At 72.0% G+C, this 16,756-nt stretch carries 17 protein-coding genes; 3 read left to right on the top strand and 14 right to left on the bottom strand.

Features of this window, described 5'->3' with window-relative positions:
- Window positions 1-10 precede the first annotated feature (10 nt).
- Window positions 11-472: a VOC family protein gene (locus tag D7231_RS13120; protein ID WP_120755530.1), complete on the bottom strand. Its 462-nt coding sequence runs from the start codon at window positions 470-472 to the stop codon at window positions 11-13.
- A 125-nt stretch (window positions 473-597) separates the two neighbouring features.
- Window positions 598-1,332, bottom strand: coding sequence for a M23 family metallopeptidase (locus tag D7231_RS13115; RefSeq protein WP_120755529.1), 735 nt, complete (start codon window positions 1,330-1,332; stop codon window positions 598-600).
- 349 nt (window positions 1,333-1,681) lie between these two features.
- On the opposite strand from D7231_RS13115, the gene D7231_RS13110 reads away from it, so the two are divergent.
- Together D7231_RS13110 and D7231_RS13105 are read left to right on the top strand one after the other, a co-directional pair.
- Window positions 1,682-2,020, top strand: a complete 339-nt coding sequence (locus tag D7231_RS13110; RefSeq protein WP_120755528.1) for a trypco2 family protein — start codon at window positions 1,682-1,684, stop codon at window positions 2,018-2,020.
- A gap of 2 nt (window positions 2,021-2,022) precedes the next feature.
- Window positions 2,023-4,251, top strand: a complete 2,229-nt coding sequence (locus D7231_RS13105) for a serine protease (RefSeq protein WP_147449714.1) — start codon at window positions 2,023-2,025, stop codon at window positions 4,249-4,251.
- A gap of 95 nt (window positions 4,252-4,346) precedes the next feature.
- On the opposite strand, the gene D7231_RS13100 is transcribed toward D7231_RS13105, so the two are convergent.
- Window positions 4,347-6,872 (bottom strand): ATP-dependent Clp protease ATP-binding subunit, encoded by a 2,526-nt coding sequence (locus D7231_RS13100; protein WP_120755526.1) that lies wholly within the window; start codon window positions 6,870-6,872, stop codon window positions 4,347-4,349.
- A 499-nt stretch (window positions 6,873-7,371) separates the two neighbouring features.
- On the opposite strand from D7231_RS13100, the gene D7231_RS13090 reads away from it, so the two are divergent.
- Entirely contained in the window at window positions 7,372-8,007 is a 636-nt protein-coding gene (locus D7231_RS13090) for an SCO3374 family protein (RefSeq protein WP_120755525.1), read from the top strand.
- Here the strand turns inward: D7231_RS13090 and D7231_RS13085 are convergent.
- The 11 genes from D7231_RS13085 to D7231_RS13035 form a co-directional block, all read right to left on the bottom strand.
- Window positions 7,938-8,279: a histone-like nucleoid-structuring protein Lsr2 gene (locus D7231_RS13085; protein ID WP_120755524.1), complete on the bottom strand. Its 342-nt coding sequence runs from the start codon at window positions 8,277-8,279 to the stop codon at window positions 7,938-7,940. The two genes, D7231_RS13090 and D7231_RS13085, sit on opposite strands and share 70 nt — an antisense overlap.
- A 160-nt stretch (window positions 8,280-8,439) precedes the next feature.
- On the bottom strand, window positions 8,440-8,958 hold the full coding sequence (locus D7231_RS13080) for an amino-acid N-acetyltransferase (RefSeq protein ID WP_120755523.1): 519 nt from the start codon (window positions 8,956-8,958) through the stop codon (window positions 8,440-8,442).
- Window positions 8,959-8,967: 9 nt separating this feature from the next.
- On the bottom strand, window positions 8,968-9,363 hold the full coding sequence (locus tag D7231_RS13075; protein ID WP_120755522.1) for a BlaI/MecI/CopY family transcriptional regulator: 396 nt from the start codon (window positions 9,361-9,363) through the stop codon (window positions 8,968-8,970).
- 139 nt (window positions 9,364-9,502) lie between these two features.
- Window positions 9,503-9,682 (bottom strand): hypothetical protein, encoded by a 180-nt coding sequence (locus D7231_RS13070; RefSeq protein WP_120755521.1) that lies wholly within the window; start codon window positions 9,680-9,682, stop codon window positions 9,503-9,505.
- A 75-nt stretch (window positions 9,683-9,757) separates the two neighbouring features.
- A complete protein-coding gene (locus D7231_RS13065) occupies window positions 9,758-10,486 on the bottom strand; it encodes a hypothetical protein (RefSeq protein WP_120755520.1) in 729 nt (242 codons plus the stop codon).
- Between the two features lie 126 nt (window positions 10,487-10,612).
- A complete protein-coding gene (locus tag D7231_RS13060) occupies window positions 10,613-11,263 on the bottom strand; it encodes a hypothetical protein (RefSeq protein WP_147449713.1) in 651 nt (216 codons plus the stop codon).
- Between the two features lie 99 nt (window positions 11,264-11,362).
- Window positions 11,363-12,160, bottom strand: coding sequence for a type III pantothenate kinase (locus tag D7231_RS13055; RefSeq protein WP_120755518.1), 798 nt, complete (start codon window positions 12,158-12,160; stop codon window positions 11,363-11,365).
- Window positions 12,160-13,203, bottom strand: a complete 1,044-nt coding sequence (gene nadC, locus D7231_RS13050; protein WP_120755517.1) for a carboxylating nicotinate-nucleotide diphosphorylase — start codon at window positions 13,201-13,203, stop codon at window positions 12,160-12,162. Before nadC ends, D7231_RS13055 begins: the two co-directional genes overlap by 1 nt.
- Window positions 13,200-14,921, bottom strand: coding sequence for an L-aspartate oxidase (locus D7231_RS13045; RefSeq protein WP_120755516.1), 1,722 nt, complete (start codon window positions 14,919-14,921; stop codon window positions 13,200-13,202). The genes nadC and D7231_RS13045 overlap by 4 nt, the downstream gene beginning before the upstream one ends.
- Complete coding sequence (gene panC, locus D7231_RS13040) at window positions 14,918-15,796, bottom strand: pantoate--beta-alanine ligase (protein ID WP_120755515.1); 879 nt, start codon at window positions 15,794-15,796, stop codon at window positions 14,918-14,920. Before panC ends, D7231_RS13045 begins: the two co-directional genes overlap by 4 nt.
- Window positions 15,793-16,713, bottom strand: a complete 921-nt coding sequence (locus tag D7231_RS13035) for a Rossmann-like and DUF2520 domain-containing protein (RefSeq protein WP_120755514.1) — start codon at window positions 16,711-16,713, stop codon at window positions 15,793-15,795. The genes panC and D7231_RS13035 overlap by 4 nt, the downstream gene beginning before the upstream one ends.
- Window positions 16,714-16,756 lie beyond the last annotated feature (43 nt).

Genomic DNA, 16,756 nt, shown 5'->3' with positions numbered 1-16,756 from the left:
GCCCGCGGCGTCACATCGGGTCGACGCACTCGCCCCAGGCCTTGTCCATGTCCATCCGCTCGTTGCGCTGCGTCAGCGAGAACCAGTTGCCGGAGTCGTCGCGCAGGATCGCCTCGGTGCCGTACGGCCGCTCCTGGGGCTCCTGCAAGAACTCCACGCCCTTGGCCTTGAACGCCTCGTAGTCGCGGTGGATGTCGTCGGTGCTGAGCACCCCCGCGCCCAGGGCGCCCTTGGCGACCAGTTCCTTCACGGCCTCCGCGGATTGCGGGTCGAGCCCGGGCGGGCCGGGGACCATCAGCGTGATTTCGACGTCCGGCTGGTACTTCGCGCCGACCGTGAGCCAGCGCATTCCCTCGTCGCCGCCCATGGTCATATCGGTGCGGACTTCCATGCCGAGCTTGTTCGTGTAGAAATCCTTCGCCCGGTCCTGGTCCAGGACCCAGACGGTGGTGATGGCAATTCCCTTGATCATGACGCGCTCCGATCGCCGGATTGTGCGCTGCATTACCACCGTAAAAGCAGGAGCCGGTGCACCGCGTGTCGCGGTGCACCGGCTCCGGTGCGGATCCGACGGATCGGTCCGGTGGATCAGACGGATCAGAGGCTCTCGCCGTGGGCCTTCAGGAAGCCGACCGGCTCGACGGCGGTGCCGTAGTTCGGGGTGGTGCGGATCTCGAAGTGCAGGTGGGGGCCGGACGAGTTGCCGGTGGAGCCCGACAGGCCGATGACCTGGCCGGTCGTGACGGTCTGGCCGACGGAGACCTTCACCTGCGAGAGGTGGGCGTACTGCGAGTACGTGTTGTCGGCGTGCTTGATCACGATGGCGTTGCCGTACGCGGGGCCGTCGCCGCCGCCGTTCGGGCCGGCCTTGACGACGGTGCCGCCGTGGACGGACATGACGGGCGTGCCGGTGCCCACGACCAGGTCCTGGCCGCTGTGCTTGGCGGCCCACATCTTGCCGGCCTTACCGAAGGGCTGGCCGATCTGGTAGCCGGCGACGGGGGCGACCCAGGCGTCGGCGCGGTTGCGCGAGGCCTCGGCCTGCTTGCGGGCGTCCTCGGCACGCTTACCCGCGTCCCGCTTCGCCTGCTCGGCGGCCTGCTTCTCCTTCTCCGCCGCCTTCAGCTGCGTCTCGGCCTGCTTGTTCAGCGCCGACTCCAGGCCCGCGACCGACGCGAACGCCGGGAACCCGCTCACCGTGGCGGTGGTGTCGGCTGCGAGCGCGACCCCGGAACCCAGCGCGACCGAGGCTCCCAGGCCGGCCACCACGAAGGCGGCGCGGGTACGGAGAACGGTCTTGCTCGAGTTACGGAAAGCGGTGCGCTTCGACATACGGATAAACCTCCAGGCATAAACAGGTCCCGGCTGCGGACCGGGATCGCCCTACCTTGGTAACCCGCATCCGCCCTGCTGCCAAGGACGGCCACTACTAACGAATGCCGTAGCGGCCGAGTGGATATTCGCCCCTTTCCGGCGGGGGTTCCGTACGGCTTTTGAGGGAAATCCGGCACCCGCCATCTGCTATTTCCCTTAGTACGTGATGCACGTCCTATGGCGGGTGTCACCGCCGAAGGACATTCGGCCTCCCCTGTTCCGGGACCAAAGGCCCGGTCGCGGCGGTACGCTCCCCGTCAGCGGGTGCGCACGGAGCGTGCGGCCCCACAGGGGCTGGGGGTGGACGATGAGCAGCGAGTTCGAGGACATCGAGCTGGCGGATGCCGTACAGGCGGTCCGGGAGGGCCTGACCTCGGCGGCGGCCCGGGGCGCGGGGCAGGACCTGGCCTTCGAGGTGGGCGAGATCGCCATGGAGTTCACCGTCGAGATCCGCAAGGACCTCAAGGGCTCGGGCGGGGTGAAGGCCTGGGTGATCAGCGCGGACGCGGAGGCGTCCCGCGGCTCGACCCGTACGCACAAGGTCGCGTTCACCCTGACCCCGAAGGACGCGCGCACGGGCGGCAGCTGGCGCGTGGGCAACGAGCGGCCGGGCGGGGTGTCGCGGTTCGGGTCCTCAGGGCAGTAACGGTGGTCCGGGCGAGAGCGTCGGTGCGGGCCGTGGAGGACCGGCTGGTGGCGGTCCTGGGGGCGCGGCAGGGCAGCGGGGTACTGCTGAGACCGGAGCTGGTGCTGACAAGTGCACATCTGTTCGAGAAGGGCGACACGGTGGAGATCGTCGCCCCGGACGGCGACGGGCGCGTCCCCTGTGACGTCGCGTGGTCGGGCGATCCGGAGACGTGCGACGTGGCGCTCCTCGTGGCCCGCAGGCCCGTGCTGTCCTTCCGGCACGCGTCGCCGCTGCGCTGGGGCAAGTGCGCCGGCTGGCAGCCGATGCCGCGCTGCCAGGTCCTGGGCTTCCCGAGGGTCCAGCGGTACGCGGGCGAGGAGCTGGAGGCCGTGCAGATCCCGGGCACGCTGATGCCCCTGGCGGGGCGGATGCGCGGCCGGTACGTGCTGCACGCGGACCACCACCCGCCGGCGCCCGTCCCGGACGGATCACCCTGGGCGGGCCTGTCGGGCGGGCCGGTGTTCGCGGGCCCGCTGCTGATCGGCATCGCGAGCGGGGACCCGACGGGCTGGCAGCACGCCTCCATCGAGTCGGTGCCGCTGTCCGCGGTCATCGGTGACGACGGCTTCGGGAAAGCGCTGCTGAAGCATTGGCCGGAGGCCCCGGAGTTCGAGGAGGTGACCTCCGCCTACCCCGAGGACCTGTCCTACGAGCCCGCGTACGCGAAGGCCGTCAAGGCCGCCTACAGCCGGTTGGAGATCTTCGGCCTGGACGAGCTGAGCTCGGGCGACTGGGATCTGGACACGGCCTATCTGAGCCTGGAGGCGCAGTCGTCCTCGGGGCGCACCGGCTCCGGGCCCCGGCGCATCGAGGACCTCCTCGGCTCCCGGCCGCGGACGGTCCTGCGGGGCGAGGCGGGTGCGGGCAAGACGACGCTCGTGTGGTGGCTGGCCTCCCACACCGTGTACCGCACCTTGCCCGAGCAGCTGTCCGAGCTCGACGGAATGATCCCTTTCGTGGTCCCCATGCGCAGCCTGGCCGCGCGGGGCATCACCTCCCCCACCCCGTCCCAGCTCCCCAAGATCGCGCGGCTGCCGGTCGACAAGCCCCCCGACGGCTGGGCGGGGCGCGTGCTGGAGGCCGGCCGCGGCCTGCTCCTGGTCGACGGAATGGACGAGATTCCGCAGGCGGACCGCGAGCTGGCCCGCAAATGGCTCGCCGGGCTCCTGCGGATGTACCCGCGGACGCGCTGCCTGGTCACCGTGCGCCCGCTGGCCGTCGGCAGCGACTGGCTGGAACAGGAGGGGTTCGAGGAACTCCGGCTGCTTCCGCTGGGCGACGAGGACATCCGGTCGTTCGTCGGTGCGTGGCACCGGGCCGCCCGGCTGGAATGCGACAGATATGCCGACGAGCACTGGGCGAAACGGCAGCGCGACCGGCTCGACAAACTCGAACCCGAGCTCACCCAGGAATTCGAACGCAATTCCGTTCTACGTGACCTGGCCCGTACGCCGCTGCTCTGCGCGGTCATCTGCGCCCTGCACCGGCAGTGGAACGGTCTCCTTCCGAAGACCCGCTGGGACCTCTACAGCGCCGCGCTGAACCTGATGCTGGCGAGGCGCGACGCGCACCGCCGCATTCTCAAGCCGGAGGGCATAGAACTCACCGCGGACGAGAGCCGGCAGCTGCTGCAAAGAATCGCGGTCTGGCTGGTGCGCAACGGCCGTGCCGAGCTCAGCCGGGAGCAGGCGGTCCGCCAGCTCGATCTGGCGCTGCGCGGGCTCCGCCGCGTACGGGCCCAGGGCGCGACGCCCGTGGTGCTGGCGTATCTGCTCAATCGCAGCGGGCTGCTCCAGGAGCAGGCCCCGGATTCGATCCAGTTCATCCACCGCACCTTCCAGGACTATCTGGCGGCGAAGGAGTTCCAGGAGAGCGATTGCCTGGACGAATTGCTGCTCCATGCGGCGGAGGAGCAGTGGCAGGACGTCCTGCGGCTGGCCGTCGGGCACTGCGGGCGCAGTGAGGAGAAGCGCCTCATCGCCGGTCTGACGGCGGCGGCGGACGCGGCCCCGGACCGGGAGACGGAGTGGCCCTTGCGGGGGCTGGCGGCCCACTGCGCGCTCCATGCGAAGTACATCGAGGACGACCAGTACCGGCAGGTGTGGGCGGGCCTGAAAAGGCTGCTGCCGGCCCGCGACCAGAGGGAGCTGCACTCCCTCGGCCAGGAAGTCATGGCGGCAGTTCGCTGAAGCCGCCATTCACCAAAAGACGCGGGCCGGCCCCGGAACCCTCACAGGTTCCGGGGCCGGCCCGCGTCGTGGAATGAGCGGAGCGCCGACGCGCCTTACGCGTCCTTGGACAGGTTGGGACCCGCCCCGCCCGCGGCCGACTCGATCGGCGGCGTGTCCGGCAGGGCCGACTTCTCCTCGCCGCGGAAGGTGAACTTCTTCTCCTCGCCCTCGCCGTCCGTGCCGACGACCACGATGTGGCCGGGGCGCAGTTCGCCGAAGAGGATCTTCTCGGAGAGGATGTCCTCGATCTCGCGCTGGATGGTGCGGCGCAGCGGACGGGCGCCCAGGATCGGGTCGTAGCCCTTCTTGGCCAGCAGCTGCTTGGCGTCCGCGCTGAGCTCGATGCCCATGTCGCGGTCCTTCAGCCGCTCGTCCACCTTGGCGACCATCAGGTCGACGATCTGGATGATGTCTTCCTGGGAGAGCTGGTGGAAGACCACCGTGTCATCGACACGGTTGAGGAACTCGGGCCGGAAGTGCTGCTTGAGCTCCTCGTTGACCTTGGCCTTCATCCGCTCGTAGCCGGTCTTGACGTCACCCTGGGCGGCGAAGCCCAGGTTGAAGCCCTTGGAGATGTCCCGGGTGCCGAGGTTGGTCGTCATGATGATGACGGTGTTCTTGAAGTCCACGACCCGGCCCTGGGAGTCGGTCAGGCGACCGTCCTCCAGGATCTGGAGCAGCGAGTTGAAGATGTCCGGGTGGGCCTTCTCGACCTCGTCGAACAGGACCACCGAGAACGGCTTGCGGCGGACCTTCTCCGTCAGCTGGCCGCCCTCTTCGTAGCCCACGTAGCCGGGGGGCGAGCCGAAGAGGCGCGAGACGGTGTGCTTCTCGCTGAACTCCGACATGTCGAGGGAGATCAGGGCGTCCTCGTCGCCGAAGAGGAACTCGGCGAGCGTCTTGGACAGCTCGGTCTTACCGACACCGGAGGGGCCGGCGAAGATGAACGATCCGCCCGGGCGCTTGGGGTCCTTGAGGCCCGCACGGGTGCGCCGGATGGCCTGGGAGAGCGCCTTGATGGCGTCCTTCTGGCCGATGACGCGCTTGTGCAGCTCGTCCTCCATGCGCAGCAGGCGGGAGGACTCCTCCTCCGTCAGCTTGAAGACCGGGATGCCGGTGGCCGTGGCGAGGACCTCGGCGATCAGCTCGCCGTCGACCTCGGCGACGACGTCCATGTCGCCGGCCTTCCACTCCTTCTCGCGCTTGGCCTTGGCGGCGAGGAGCTGCTTCTCCTTGTCGCGCAGGGAGGCGGCCTTCTCGAAGTCCTGCGAGTCGATCGCGGACTCCTTCTCCCGGCGCACGTCGGCGATCTTCTCGTCGAACTCGCGGAGGTCCGGCGGCGCGGTCATCCGGCGGATGCGCATCCGGGAGCCGGCCTCGTCGATCAGGTCGATCGCCTTGTCCGGCAGGAAGCGGTCGGAGATGTAGCGGTCGGCGAGCGTGGCGGCCTGGACCAGCGCCTCGTCCGTGATGGAGACGCGGTGGTGGGCCTCGTAGCGGTCGCGCAGACCCTTGAGGATCTCGATGGTGTGCGGCAGCGACGGCTCGGCGACCTGGATGGGCTGGAAGCGGCGCTCGAGGGCGGCGTCCTTCTCCAGGTGCTTGCGGTACTCGTCGAGCGTGGTGGCACCGATGGTCTGGAGCTCACCGCGGGCCAGCATCGGCTTGAGGATGCTGGCGGCGTCGATCGCGCCCTCGGCGGCGCCCGCACCCACCAGGGTGTGGAGCTCGTCGATGAACAGGATGATGTCGCCGCGGGTGCGGATCTCCTTGAGGACCTTCTTCAGGCGCTCCTCGAAGTCACCGCGGTAGCGGGAGCCGGCGACCAGGGCGCCGAGGTCGAGGGTGTAGAGGTGCTTGTCCTTGAGGGTCTCGGGCACCTCGCCCTTGACGATGGCCTGGGCCAGGCCCTCGACGACGGCGGTCTTGCCGACGCCGGGCTCGCCGATGAGGACCGGGTTGTTCTTGGTGCGGCGGGACAGCACCTGCATGACCCGCTCGATCTCCTTCTCGCGCCCGATGACCGGGTCGAGCTTGGACTCGCGGGCGGCCTGCGTCAGATTGCGGCCGAACTGGTCCAGGACGAGCGAGGTCGAGGGGGTGCCCTCGGCCGGGCCGCCGGCGGTGGCGGCCTCCTTGCCCTGGTAGCCCGAGAGCAGCTGGATGACCTGCTGACGGACCCGGTTGAGATCGGCGCCCAGCTTCACGAGGACCTGGGCGGCGACGCCCTCGCCCTCGCGGATCAGGCCGAGCAGGATGTGCTCCGTGCCGATGTAGTTGTGGCCGAGCTGAAGGGCCTCGCGGAGGGAAAGCTCCAGGACCTTCTTCGCACGGGGGGTGAAGGGGATGTGCCCGGACGGGGCCTGCTGGCCCTGGCCGATGATCTCCTCCACCTGCTGGCGGACCGCCTCGAGCGAAATCCCGAGGCTCTCCAGGGCCTTAGCGGCGACACCCTCACCCTCGTGGATCAGGCCCAGGAGGATGTGCTCGGTGCCGATGTAGTTGTGGTTGAGCATCCGGGCTTCTTCCTGAGCCAGGACGACAACCCGCCGCGCACGGTCGGTGAACCTCTCGAACATCGTTAATCGCTCCTCAGAGCGGTCAGGCAAGTAGGGGTCGGTCCCCTCCCTGTCCTTCCGCATGCTAGTCCCGCGGGACGGGACAGCTCATTCCAACTGCCGACATCCGTCCGGATCACCCCGCGTCGGCGGGGAAACCTGCTGCCGAACAGCCGACATCTCCTCCAACCCGATGGTGGGAGACGATGTTCCCGCAGGCCAGGCATATACGCTCGCCGTCACTACGCCGACGGCGAACGCGGGCCCGGCCCGACACGCCCGCCCATCGCCCGCCGCCACCCTCGGTGACGCGCTCCGCGCGGTGTCGCACCGCCTCTTCCCATGGGGAACCTCTTACCCGCAAGGATTGACAATCCATGCGGCGCGGGCACCGTCCATCCGCTACGGGCGAACACCCTCGCTCCGCCCGGAGCGCCTGTGCGCCCCCCACTCCTTATACGGAGTGTGCCCAACTACCCACCCAGAGTAACCTCTTGGGCGTTTCGCAGTTGCACCGCACATGACCGCCTGCCACCCGCGCCCCGGAGGTCCCGCAGCTCCATGGTGCCAGGCGCGGTGGTGGTACGAGCGCGCGCTCGGCTGGCCCACCTCCGGAAAGGCGCCCCTGGAGCTGCTGACCGGCGTCCGCTTCGACGCCCTGGGCCTGCCCCTGGACGCGGGCGCGGCGCTGCTCGGCCGCCCGGTGCGCACCGGGCCGGTCGTGCTCGACACCCGGGCCCGGAGGCTGTGGTTCCTGCTGGCCGCGGGCAGCGCCGACGAGCTGCCGGTGCTGCTCGACTGGCTGGAGTGGGGCGAGGTGGCCCTGGACCTGGCCGTCCTGGGGCCGGGCGGGCGGATCGCCGCGCCCGTGCCCGCCGGGCCGGAGCGGGCCGTGTGGGTACGGCCTCCCCGGCCGGGGAAGTACGGGGGCGGGGGCGGGGTCGAGCCGCCGCTGCCGGTGACCGGCCTCGGGGGCGAGGGAAACGCCCCCGATCTCGCACGGCTGGTGGGCGCGGCCGCCACGGAGGCGCACCGGGCCCGGCTGCTGCGCGCCCGCAGAGCGCGCCGCCGCCTGCCGGGGAAAGGTCAGGCGTTGGCCTTCTCGTACGCCTCGCGGATGTCGGCGGGCACGCGGCCGCGGTCGTTGACGTTGTAGCCGTTCTTCTTGGCCCAGGCGCGGATCTTCGCGGTGTCCGGGCTGCCGCCCGAGACCGCGGCCGTGCGCGCCTTGCCGCGGGCGCCGGCGGCGCGGCCACCGGTGCGGCGGGCGGACTTCACGTAGTCCGCGAGCGCCTGGCGGAGCTTGTCGGCGTTGGCCGTGGTGAGGTCGATCTCGTACGTCTTCCCGTCCAGGGCGAACGTCACGGTCTCGTCGGCCTCGCCACCGTCGAGGTCATCGACAAGAAGGACCTGAACCTTCTGCGCCACGGGGAATCCTTTCAGTGGAAAATGGGATTACGGAGGAATAGCAAACCGCCTTTCCCGGAAAAACACAAACCCCCCGGGAAGGTTCAGCCCGCCTTCCGCGTGGGAAGCATCCCTTCCGGAGGCATGTGATAGGGGCGCGATTCGGACATAGGGACCGCGATCACAGATGCAGAAGCATCCGGCTGTTGCCAAGGGTGTTCGGCTTCACCCGTTCGAGACCCAGGAACTCGGCGACGCCCTCGTCATAGGAACGCAGCAGCTCGCTGTAGACATCACCGTCCACGGGTGTCTCACCGATCTCCACGAAGCCGTGCTTCGCGAAGAAGTCGACTTCGAAGGTGAGGCAGAAAATACGCCGCACGCCGAGCCAGCGCGCCGTCTGGAGCAGCTTGTCCAGTACGGCGTGCCCGACGCCGCCGCCCTTGACGTCCGGGTCCACCGCGAGAGTGCGTACCTCCGCGAGGTCTTCCCACATCACGTGCAGGGCCCCGCAGCCGACGACGGCGCCGTCCTCGTCCCGCTCGGCCACCCAGAACTCCTGGATGTCCTCGTAAAGAGTGACGGTGGCTTTGTCGAGCAGGATGCGGTCACGAACGTACGTGTTGATGAGGCGGCGCAGCGCCGCCACATCGCTGGTCCGGGCACGGCGGACGGTGACGACTTTTGATAGCGCGGGCATGCCCGGACGCTATCGTCCCGGGGTGCCCGGGCCGTCCCCGGGCCCGTCGAGTTGCACGACCCGGATCGCGTCCCGCAGGGCTTCGCGTTGTTCGGCCGACATCATGCCGAAGAAGGCGACGAGAGCGGCCGCGGGGTTGTCGCTCACGGACCACGCTTCGTTCATCAGTGCGGCCGAGTAGGCGGCCCGGTTGGAGACCGCCTCATATCGATAGGCCCGGCCTTCCGCTTCCCGTCGCAGCCAGCCCTTCTGATACAGGTTGTCCATTACGGTCATGACCGTGGTGTAGGCGATGGACCGTTCCTGTTGAAGGTCTTCCAGCACTTCTCGAACAGTGACCGGCCGGTTCCAGTCCCACACGCGCGTCATGACGGCGTCTTCCAGATCACCCAGGCGTCTGACCACACGCGAATAATAGTGGGAGATGTCTGGAATGACGCTTTATCGGAGCTGCAAAGGGGCAGCAAAAAGGGCGCACGGCGGGAATTGTGGTCCCTTGCCGTACGCCCCGTGAGCGACCGCGCCCGCGACGGGCGCGCCCGCGTCAGGCCGCGCTGCCCTCGGCGGGCTGCTGCGCGGCTTCCGCGCGGGCCAGCGCGGCGTCGACCGCGGCGTCTTCCTTGCCCTTGTTCGCGCCACCCTGGCTCTTGATGATCGTCACGACCAGGGCGGTGAAGGCGATCGCCATCACGACGGGCGGCACCAGTGCGGCGACATAGTCCATGGCCGGCTCCTTCTGGATCGGGAAAGCACGGTTTGTCAGAGGCCCGTCCAGATTACGCGCGCGCCCGGCCGCCTTTCAGGCGGGTCGGGCGTGCGGCGCCTCGGCGCCCGCGGGCGGGGCGGGCTTGCGGCGGGGCGGGAAGACCTCGCCGGGCGTGGGGATGGGCCGGCCCGGGCTCGGCGCGGACGGCTTGCCGGGCTCGCCGCCGGGCTTCTCCGCGGGTTTCTCGGCCGGTTTCCTGACCGGCTTCTGCCCGGGCCGCGGCGCGGAGGCCCCGGCGGTCGGCGGGCGGCCGCCGGGCAGGGCGAGCAGCGGGGTGCGGCGCAGCCGGATGCGCGCGGCGGGCACCGCGCAGGCCGTGCGGTCGGCGGCCGCACCCCGGCCGGGCGGGCCCGCCGCGAGCTCGCAGCGGCGCAGCAGGGCCCGGTAGGCGGCCGCGGCAGGCCCGGCGGTGGGGGTGGCGCTCAGGGCGCGGAGCGCGTCGAGGTCCTCCTCGCGCGGCCGGTAGCCCGCCGCCAGGGCGTCCTGGAGGCGCTCGGCGTAGCCGGAGGCGGCGCCGGGCAGGGCGGCGCGGTAGCGGGCGAGGTCGGCGCGGAGGAAGGCGCGCAGCCGTCCGCTCTCCAGCACCGCCTCGTCCACGGCCTCGGCGAGCCGGAAGCAGTCGCGCACCTCCGCGGCGCGCTCGGGGCCGGGGCGCCCGGGGACGGCATGGGGGTGGAGGGCGATGGCGAGGGCTCGGCGCAGCACGCGCAGTTCGTCCGCGCTGAACGCCATGCCGCCGCGGGATCCGTATGGCGTGGGCATGCGCCGACTTTAAGTGCTAAACGGACAATTTTCGCATAGGCCGAACTTTTACGGCGTGGCCCCGGGCCTTGCCGGCCGCTTCACGACGAACGCGCCGGGTGCGGTGACCGCGCGCGGCCCGCGGGGCTACCGCCTGCGCCGCTTGACCCCGAACGCGATCGCCCCGGCCGAAACCGCCGTCCCCGACGTCGTCGCGAGCAGGAGCGTGCCGTTCGCCGCCGGCGAGGCGACCGGCTCGGGCGCGCGGTCCATGACCTCGACGCGGATCGGCGCCGTGTCGTTGCCGGGGTCCGGGTCGGAGGCCGGCGCGCCGTCGCGGTCGAGGATCCGGACCAGGCCCTCCGCTCCGTCGACCTTCTCGTCGATGCGGACCCGGAAGCTGAGCGTGTCCCGCTCGCCCGCGGAGAAGCTCTCCTCGATGGAGCAGATGTACGAGCTGGGCGCCGCGCCCGGGCTCACCGCCGCCACACACGGCTGCCGGGCGCCGCTGCGCGGGGCCGCGACGATCGCCGTGCCCGGCGGCGGCGTCACCTCGTACAGGCCGGCGCCGTGCCCGGGCCGCCCGCCGCCCGGGCCGGGGCCGCCGTTCCTGACGCCCAGCTCGACCTCGACGGTCTCGCCGACCCGGCCCACGACCGGATGGGCGACGGCCTGGTAGTCGGCGCGGGAGGCCGGCCCGTCCTGCGCCGGAGCGGCCTGCGCCGCGGCGGCGCACAGCCCCAGCCCGGCCGCCAGCGCCGCGGCGGGCACCGCCGCCCACCGCATTGTCCGCTTCATTCCCATACGCTCCACGCCCGTCGGATACAGGATCAGGTTCCGCAGCTGACAGGACAGTTGAAACGGACGGTTGGTTGCGCGCGGGCCGCGACCCGCGCCCTACGTGCGGGAGACGTTCCGCTCGTACACCAGCCGCAGGCCGATCAGCGTGAGCCACGGCTCGTGTTCGTCGATGACCGACGCCTCGCCGAGCACCAGGGGCGAGAGCCCGCCGGTGGCGATGACGGTGACCTCGTCCGGATCGTCGGCGAGCTCGCGGGCCATCCGCTCGACGACGCCGTCGACCTGCCCGGCGAAGCCGTAGAGGATGCCGGACTGCATGGCCTCGACCGTGTTCTTCCCGATGACGCCGCGCGGGCGGGCCAGCTCGATCTTGCGGAGCTGCGCGCCCTTAACGCCCAGCGCCTCCACCGAGATCTCGATGCCCGGGGCGATCACCCCGCCCGCGTACTCGCCGCGGGCGCTGACCGCGTCGAAGGTCGTGGCCGTGCCGAAGTCGACGACGATGCACGGGCCGCCGTAGAGCTCGACGGCCGCGACGGCGTTGACGATCCGGTCGGCGCCGACCTCCTTGGGGTTGTCCATCAGGATCGGCACCCCGGTCTTCACGCCCGGCTCGACCAGGACCGCGGGCACGTCGCCGTAATAGCGGCGGGTGACCTCGCGCAGCTCGTGCAGGACCGCGGGGACCGTGGAGCAGATGGCGATGCCGTCGATGCCGTCGCCGAGCTCCTCGCCGAGCAGCGGGTGCATGCCCATCAGGCCCTGGAGGAGGACGGCCAGTTCGTCGGCCGTCCGGCGGGGGTCGGTCGACACCCGCCAGTGCTCGACGATCTCCTCGCCGTCGAACAGGCCGAGGACCGTATGGGTGTTGCCGACATCGATGGTGAGCAGCATCAGGCGGTTTCCCCCTGCGGCTCGTCGCCGTCGCCCTCGCGCAGGTCCAGGCCGATGTCGAGGATCGGGGAGGAGTGCGTCAGCGCGCCGACCGCCAGGTAGTCCACGCCGGTCTCGGCGTAGGCGTGGGCGTTGACCAGGGTGAGGCGGCCGGAGGACTCCAGCAGGGCGCGGCCCGCGACCAGTTCGACGGCCTCGCGGGTCTGCTCGGGGGTGAAGTTGTCCAGCATGACGAGGTCGGCGCCCTCGGCGAGGACCGGCTCGATCTGGTCGATCCGGTCGACCTCGACCTCGATGGCCAGGCCCGGGCAGGCGTCCCGGACGGCCTTGAAGGCCTCGGCGACGCCGCCGGCCGCGACCACGTGGTTGTCCTTGATGAGGGCCGCGTCCGACAGGGACATGCGGTGGTTGACGCCGCCGCCGCAGCGGACCGCGTACTTCTCCAGGGCGCGCAGGCCGACCGTGGTCTTGCGGGTGTCGCGGACGGCGGCCTTGGTGCCGTCCAGCAGGTCGGCCCACTCGCGGGTCGCGGTGGCGATGCCCGACAGGCGGCACAGGATGTTGAGCGCGCTGCGCTCGGCGGTGAGCAGGTCGCGGGTGCGGGTGCGGACGGTGAGCAGCTTCTGGCCGGCGGTCACCCGGTCGCCGTCCTCGACGTGCCGCTCGACCTCGAACTCCTCGGTGCAGACGACCGAGAGGATCGCCTCGGCGATGTGCAGGCCGGCGACGGTGCCGTCGGTGCGGGCGGTGAAGTCGCCGGTGGCGACGGCGTCCGCGGGGATGGTGGCCAGGGTGGTGACGTCCTCGCCGCCGTCGAGGTCCTCCTCGATGGCGACGTGGGCGATGTCCTCGACCTGGAGGGGGTCGAGGCCGGCGTCGGCGAGGAGGCGGGCGAGGTCGGGGTCGAGCCCGCACTCCATGGCGTCCTCCGCGAACGTCTCGCCGCAGCCGCAGCCGTCACCGCAGCCGCCGGTGGCCGTTTCGAGGTTCACCTGGATGTCCTGGCCGATCTGGTGGAGGGGGAGGTCGTTCGGGGTGGTCACGTGGTGCTCCTCGGGTGGGCGCCGTTCGTGGGCGGGTGGGGCGTCGGGGCGGCCGCGGGCGGGAAGGCGGCCGTCTCGGTGGTGGAGACCGCGAGCGTACGGTCCGGGCGCAGGGTCACCAAGAGGTGGCGACGCCAGGCATCGTCCCGGTCGGGGGCGTCCTCGCGCCAGTGGCAGCCGCGGGTCTCCTCGCGTCGCAGGGCGGCGGCGACGAGGACGCGGGCGACGAGCAGGAGGTTGGTGGCCTCCCAGCTCTCGGTGCCGGGCGCTTCCAGCGCGGCCGCGGCGTCGTCGTCGATGCGCGCGAGCTCCGCGGCCGCCCGGTCGAGGCTCTCCCTGGACCGCAGGACCCCGGCGCCCTCGGACATGATGCGCTGGATCTCCAGCCGGGCCTTCGGACCGGCGAGCACCGTGCCGGCGCCGGTGTCCGTGCCGGTGGCCGCGGGCCGCGGGGGCGCGCCGGCCTCCCGGAGGACCTCCGTGACGTCCGCGGCGATGCGCTCCGCGAAGACGAGCCCTTCCAGCAGCGAGTTCGACGCGAGGCGGTTCGCGCCGTGCACGCCCGTGCAGGCGACCTCGCCGCACGCGTAGAGGCCCGGCACGGACGAACGGCCCGCCAGGTCCGTACGGACGCCGCCGGAGGCGTAGTGCGCGGCGGGCGCGACCGGGATCGGCTCGGTGACCGGGTCGATGCCGTGCGCGCGGCAGGCGGCGAGGATCGTGGGGAAGCGCTGCTCCCACATCCGCGCGCCGAAGTGGCGGGCGTCGAGGTACATGTGCGGAGCGCCGAGCTCCTGCATGCGCCGCATGATGCCCTTGGCGACGATGTCGCGCGGGGCCAGCTCGGCGAGCTCGTGGGCACCGACCATGAAGCGGTGGCCGTTCGCGTCGACGAGGTGGGCGCCCTCGCCGCGCACCGCCTCCGACACGAGCGGCTGCTGTCCTTCGGCGTCCGGGCCGAGCCACAGCACGGTGGGGTGGAACTGGACGAACTCCAGGTCGGAGACCTCGGCCCCGGCCCGCAGGGCGAGGGCGACGCCGTCGCCGGTGGAGACCGCCGGGTTCGTGGTCGCGGAGAAGACCTGGCCCATGCCGCCGGTCGCGAGGACGACGGCCCGGGCCCGTACGGCGCCGACGCCGTCGCGCTCGCCCTCGCCCATGACGTGCAGGGTGACGCCGGCGGCCCGGCCGTCCGCGTCCTTGAGGAGGTCGAGGACGAGGGCGTGCTCGATGGTCTCGATGCCGGCCGCGCGGACGGCCTCGACGAGGGCGCGGGAGATCTCGGCGCCGGTCGCGTCACCGCCCGCATGGGCGATGCGGCGGCGGTGGTGGCCGCCCTCACGGGTGAGCAGGACGGCGCCCGTGTCGGCGTCGGTGTCGAACCGGGCGCCCGTGGCGATGAGCCGGCGCACGGCGTCGGGGCCCTCGGTGACCAGGGCCCGCACGGCCTCCTCGTCGCAGAGGCCCGCACCGGCGACGAGCGTGTCGTCCAGGTGCTGCTCGGGGGTGTCGCCCTCGCCGAGCGCTGCCGCTATCCCGCCCTGGGCCCAGCGGGTGGAGCCGTCGTCCAGGAGCGCCTTGGTGACGACGGTGACCTTCGCGCCGGCGGCGGCGCAGCGCAGCGCGACGGTGAGCCCGGCCACGCCGGAGCCCACGACGACGACGTCGGCGTCGACGGACCAGCCGGGGCGGGGCGCGTGGAGCCGTATGCCGGTCATCGCTGCGCTCCCGTGGCCGGGCCGACGGTGAGGGGGACGTTGTCGATCAGGCGGGTGGTGCCGACCTTGGCGGCGACGGCGAGGACGGCCTCGCCCTCGTAGTCGTCGGGGACGTCGGTGAAGTCGGCGGGGTCGACGAGGGCGACGTAGTCGAGGTGGAGCGGGGGCTCCATCTGCGCCGCGGCGTCGAGCACGACCCGGGCGGAGCGCCGGACGGGCCCTGCCCCGAGTTCGGCGGCGGCCTCTGCGGTCAGCAGGGCGCGCGAGATCTCCAGCGCCGTAGCCCGGTCGGCCACGGAGAGATAGCGGTTGCGGCTCGACAGCGCGAGGTTGTCGCCCTCGCGGACCGTCTCCACGCCCACGACCTCCACGGGGAAGTTGAGGTCACGCACCATGCGGCGGATCAGGGCGAGCTGCTGGGCGTCCTTCTGGCCGAACAGCGCGAGGTCCGGCGCGGTGAGGTGCAGGAGCTTGGCGACGACGGTGAGCATGCCGTCGAAGTGGCCGGGGCGGGAGGCGCCTTCGAGGCGCTCGCCCATGGGGCCGGCGGTGATGCGGACCTGGGGCTCGCCGCCGGGGTAGACCTCGTCCACGGAAGGGGCGAAGACGACGTCGGCGCCGGCCTGCTCGGCTATGTCGATGTCGGCGTCGAGGGTGCGCGGGTAGCGGTCGAGATCCTCACCCGCGCCGAATTGCAGCGGGTTGACGAAGACCGTGACGACGACCTGGCCCTCCGGGCCGGCCAGGCGGCGCGCCTCGCGGACGAGGGTGGCGTGGCCCTCGTGCAGGGCGCCCATCGTCATCACGACGGCGCGGCGGCCTTCGTGCGGGAGGGCGTGCAGCTCCTCGGCGTCACGGGTGAGCTGGATGGTCATGCGGTGCCTCCGTCCGCGAGGACGCCGAGCAGGTCCTCCGCCAGTTCCGGCTTGAGCAGGCCGGCCGCGAGCGCGCGGTCGGCGGTGGTGCGGGCCATCGCCAGATAGCCGGCGACGGCCTGGGGTGCGTGGACACGCAGCTCGGCGACGTGCGCGGCGACCGTGCCGGCGTCGCCGCGGGCCACGGGGCCCGTCAGGGCCGCGTCGCCGCTGCGCAGGACGTTGTCGAGCGCGGCGCCGAGGAGCGGGCCGAGCATGCGGTCGGGAGCGGCGACGCCGGCGGTCCGCAGCAGGTCCATGGCCTGGGCGACCAGGGTGACCAGGTGGTTCGAGCCCATGGCGAGGGCCGCGTGGTAGAGCGGGCGGGCCTCTTCCGCTATCCACTCGGGCTCGCCGCCCATCTCGATGACCAGGGCCTCCGCGGCGAGCCGCAGCTCCTCGGGCGCGGTGACGCCGAAGGAGCAGCCGGCCAGGCGGTCGACGTCGACCGGGGTGCCGGTGAAGGTCATGGCCGGGTGCAGGGCGAGCGGAAGGGCCCCGGCGCGGCGGGCGGGGTCGAGGACAGCGGTGCCGTGCCGGCCCGAGGTGTGCACGAGGAGCTGGCCCGGGCGCACGGCGCCCGTCTCGGCGAGGCCGCTGACCAGGCCCGGCAGGGCGTCGTCGGGCACGGTGAGCAGGACCAGCTCGGCGCGCGCCAGGACTTCGGCGGGCGGCACGAGCGGGACTTCCGGCAGCAGGGCCGCGGCCCTGCGCACCGAGGCGTCGGAGACTCCGGAGACGGCGACCGGGCGGTGCCCGGCGAGCCGGAGCGCGGCGGCGAGCGCCGGGCCGACGCGACCCGCGCCGACGACGCCGACGGTGAGCCGGGCGGGCCGGTCCTGGGGGCTCGGGTGCTCCGGGAAAGTGTGTGCGTTCACGCGGCGATGGCCTTCCGTTCCAGTCCGCGGGGGGTACCGGACG

This window comes from Streptomyces klenkii, from assembly GCF_003626645.1.
In the GTDB taxonomy this organism is placed as follows: Bacteria; Actinomycetota; Actinomycetes; order Streptomycetales; family Streptomycetaceae; genus Streptomyces; species Streptomyces klenkii.
This window is presented reverse-complemented; position numbering and strand designations above follow the sequence as displayed.

Bases quoted from the DNA above. Each gene is read 5' to 3' on its own strand.
- D7231_RS13045 (WP_120755516.1), bottom strand. From the start codon at position 14,921: ATGACCGGCATACGGCTCCACGCGCCCCGCCCCGGCTGGTCCGTCGAC.
- panC (WP_120755515.1), bottom strand. From the start codon at position 15,796: ATGACCATCCAGCTCACCCGTGACGCCGAGGAGCTGCACGCCCTCCCG.
- D7231_RS13115 (WP_120755529.1), bottom strand. From the start codon at position 1,332: ATGTCGAAGCGCACCGCTTTCCGTAACTCGAGCAAGACCGTTCTCCGT.
- D7231_RS13080 (WP_120755523.1), bottom strand. From the start codon at position 8,958: ATGCCCGCGCTATCAAAAGTCGTCACCGTCCGCCGTGCCCGGACCAGC.
- D7231_RS13070 (WP_120755521.1), bottom strand. From the start codon at position 9,682: ATGGACTATGTCGCCGCACTGGTGCCGCCCGTCGTGATGGCGATCGCC.
- D7231_RS13055 (WP_120755518.1), bottom strand. From the start codon at position 12,160: ATGCTGCTCACCATCGATGTCGGCAACACCCATACGGTCCTCGGCCTG.
- D7231_RS13060 (WP_147449713.1), bottom strand. From the start codon at position 11,263: ATGAAGCGGACAATGCGGTGGGCGGCGGTGCCCGCCGCGGCGCTGGCG.
- D7231_RS13110 (WP_120755528.1), top strand. From the start codon at position 1,682: ATGAGCAGCGAGTTCGAGGACATCGAGCTGGCGGATGCCGTACAGGCG.
- D7231_RS13090 (WP_120755525.1), top strand. From the start codon at position 7,372: ATGACCGCCTGCCACCCGCGCCCCGGAGGTCCCGCAGCTCCATGGTGC.
- D7231_RS13065 (WP_120755520.1), bottom strand. From the start codon at position 10,486: ATGCCCACGCCATACGGATCCCGCGGCGGCATGGCGTTCAGCGCGGAC.
- D7231_RS13100 (WP_120755526.1), bottom strand. From the start codon at position 6,872: ATGTTCGAGAGGTTCACCGACCGTGCGCGGCGGGTTGTCGTCCTGGCT.
- D7231_RS13120 (WP_120755530.1), bottom strand. From the start codon at position 472: ATGATCAAGGGAATTGCCATCACCACCGTCTGGGTCCTGGACCAGGAC.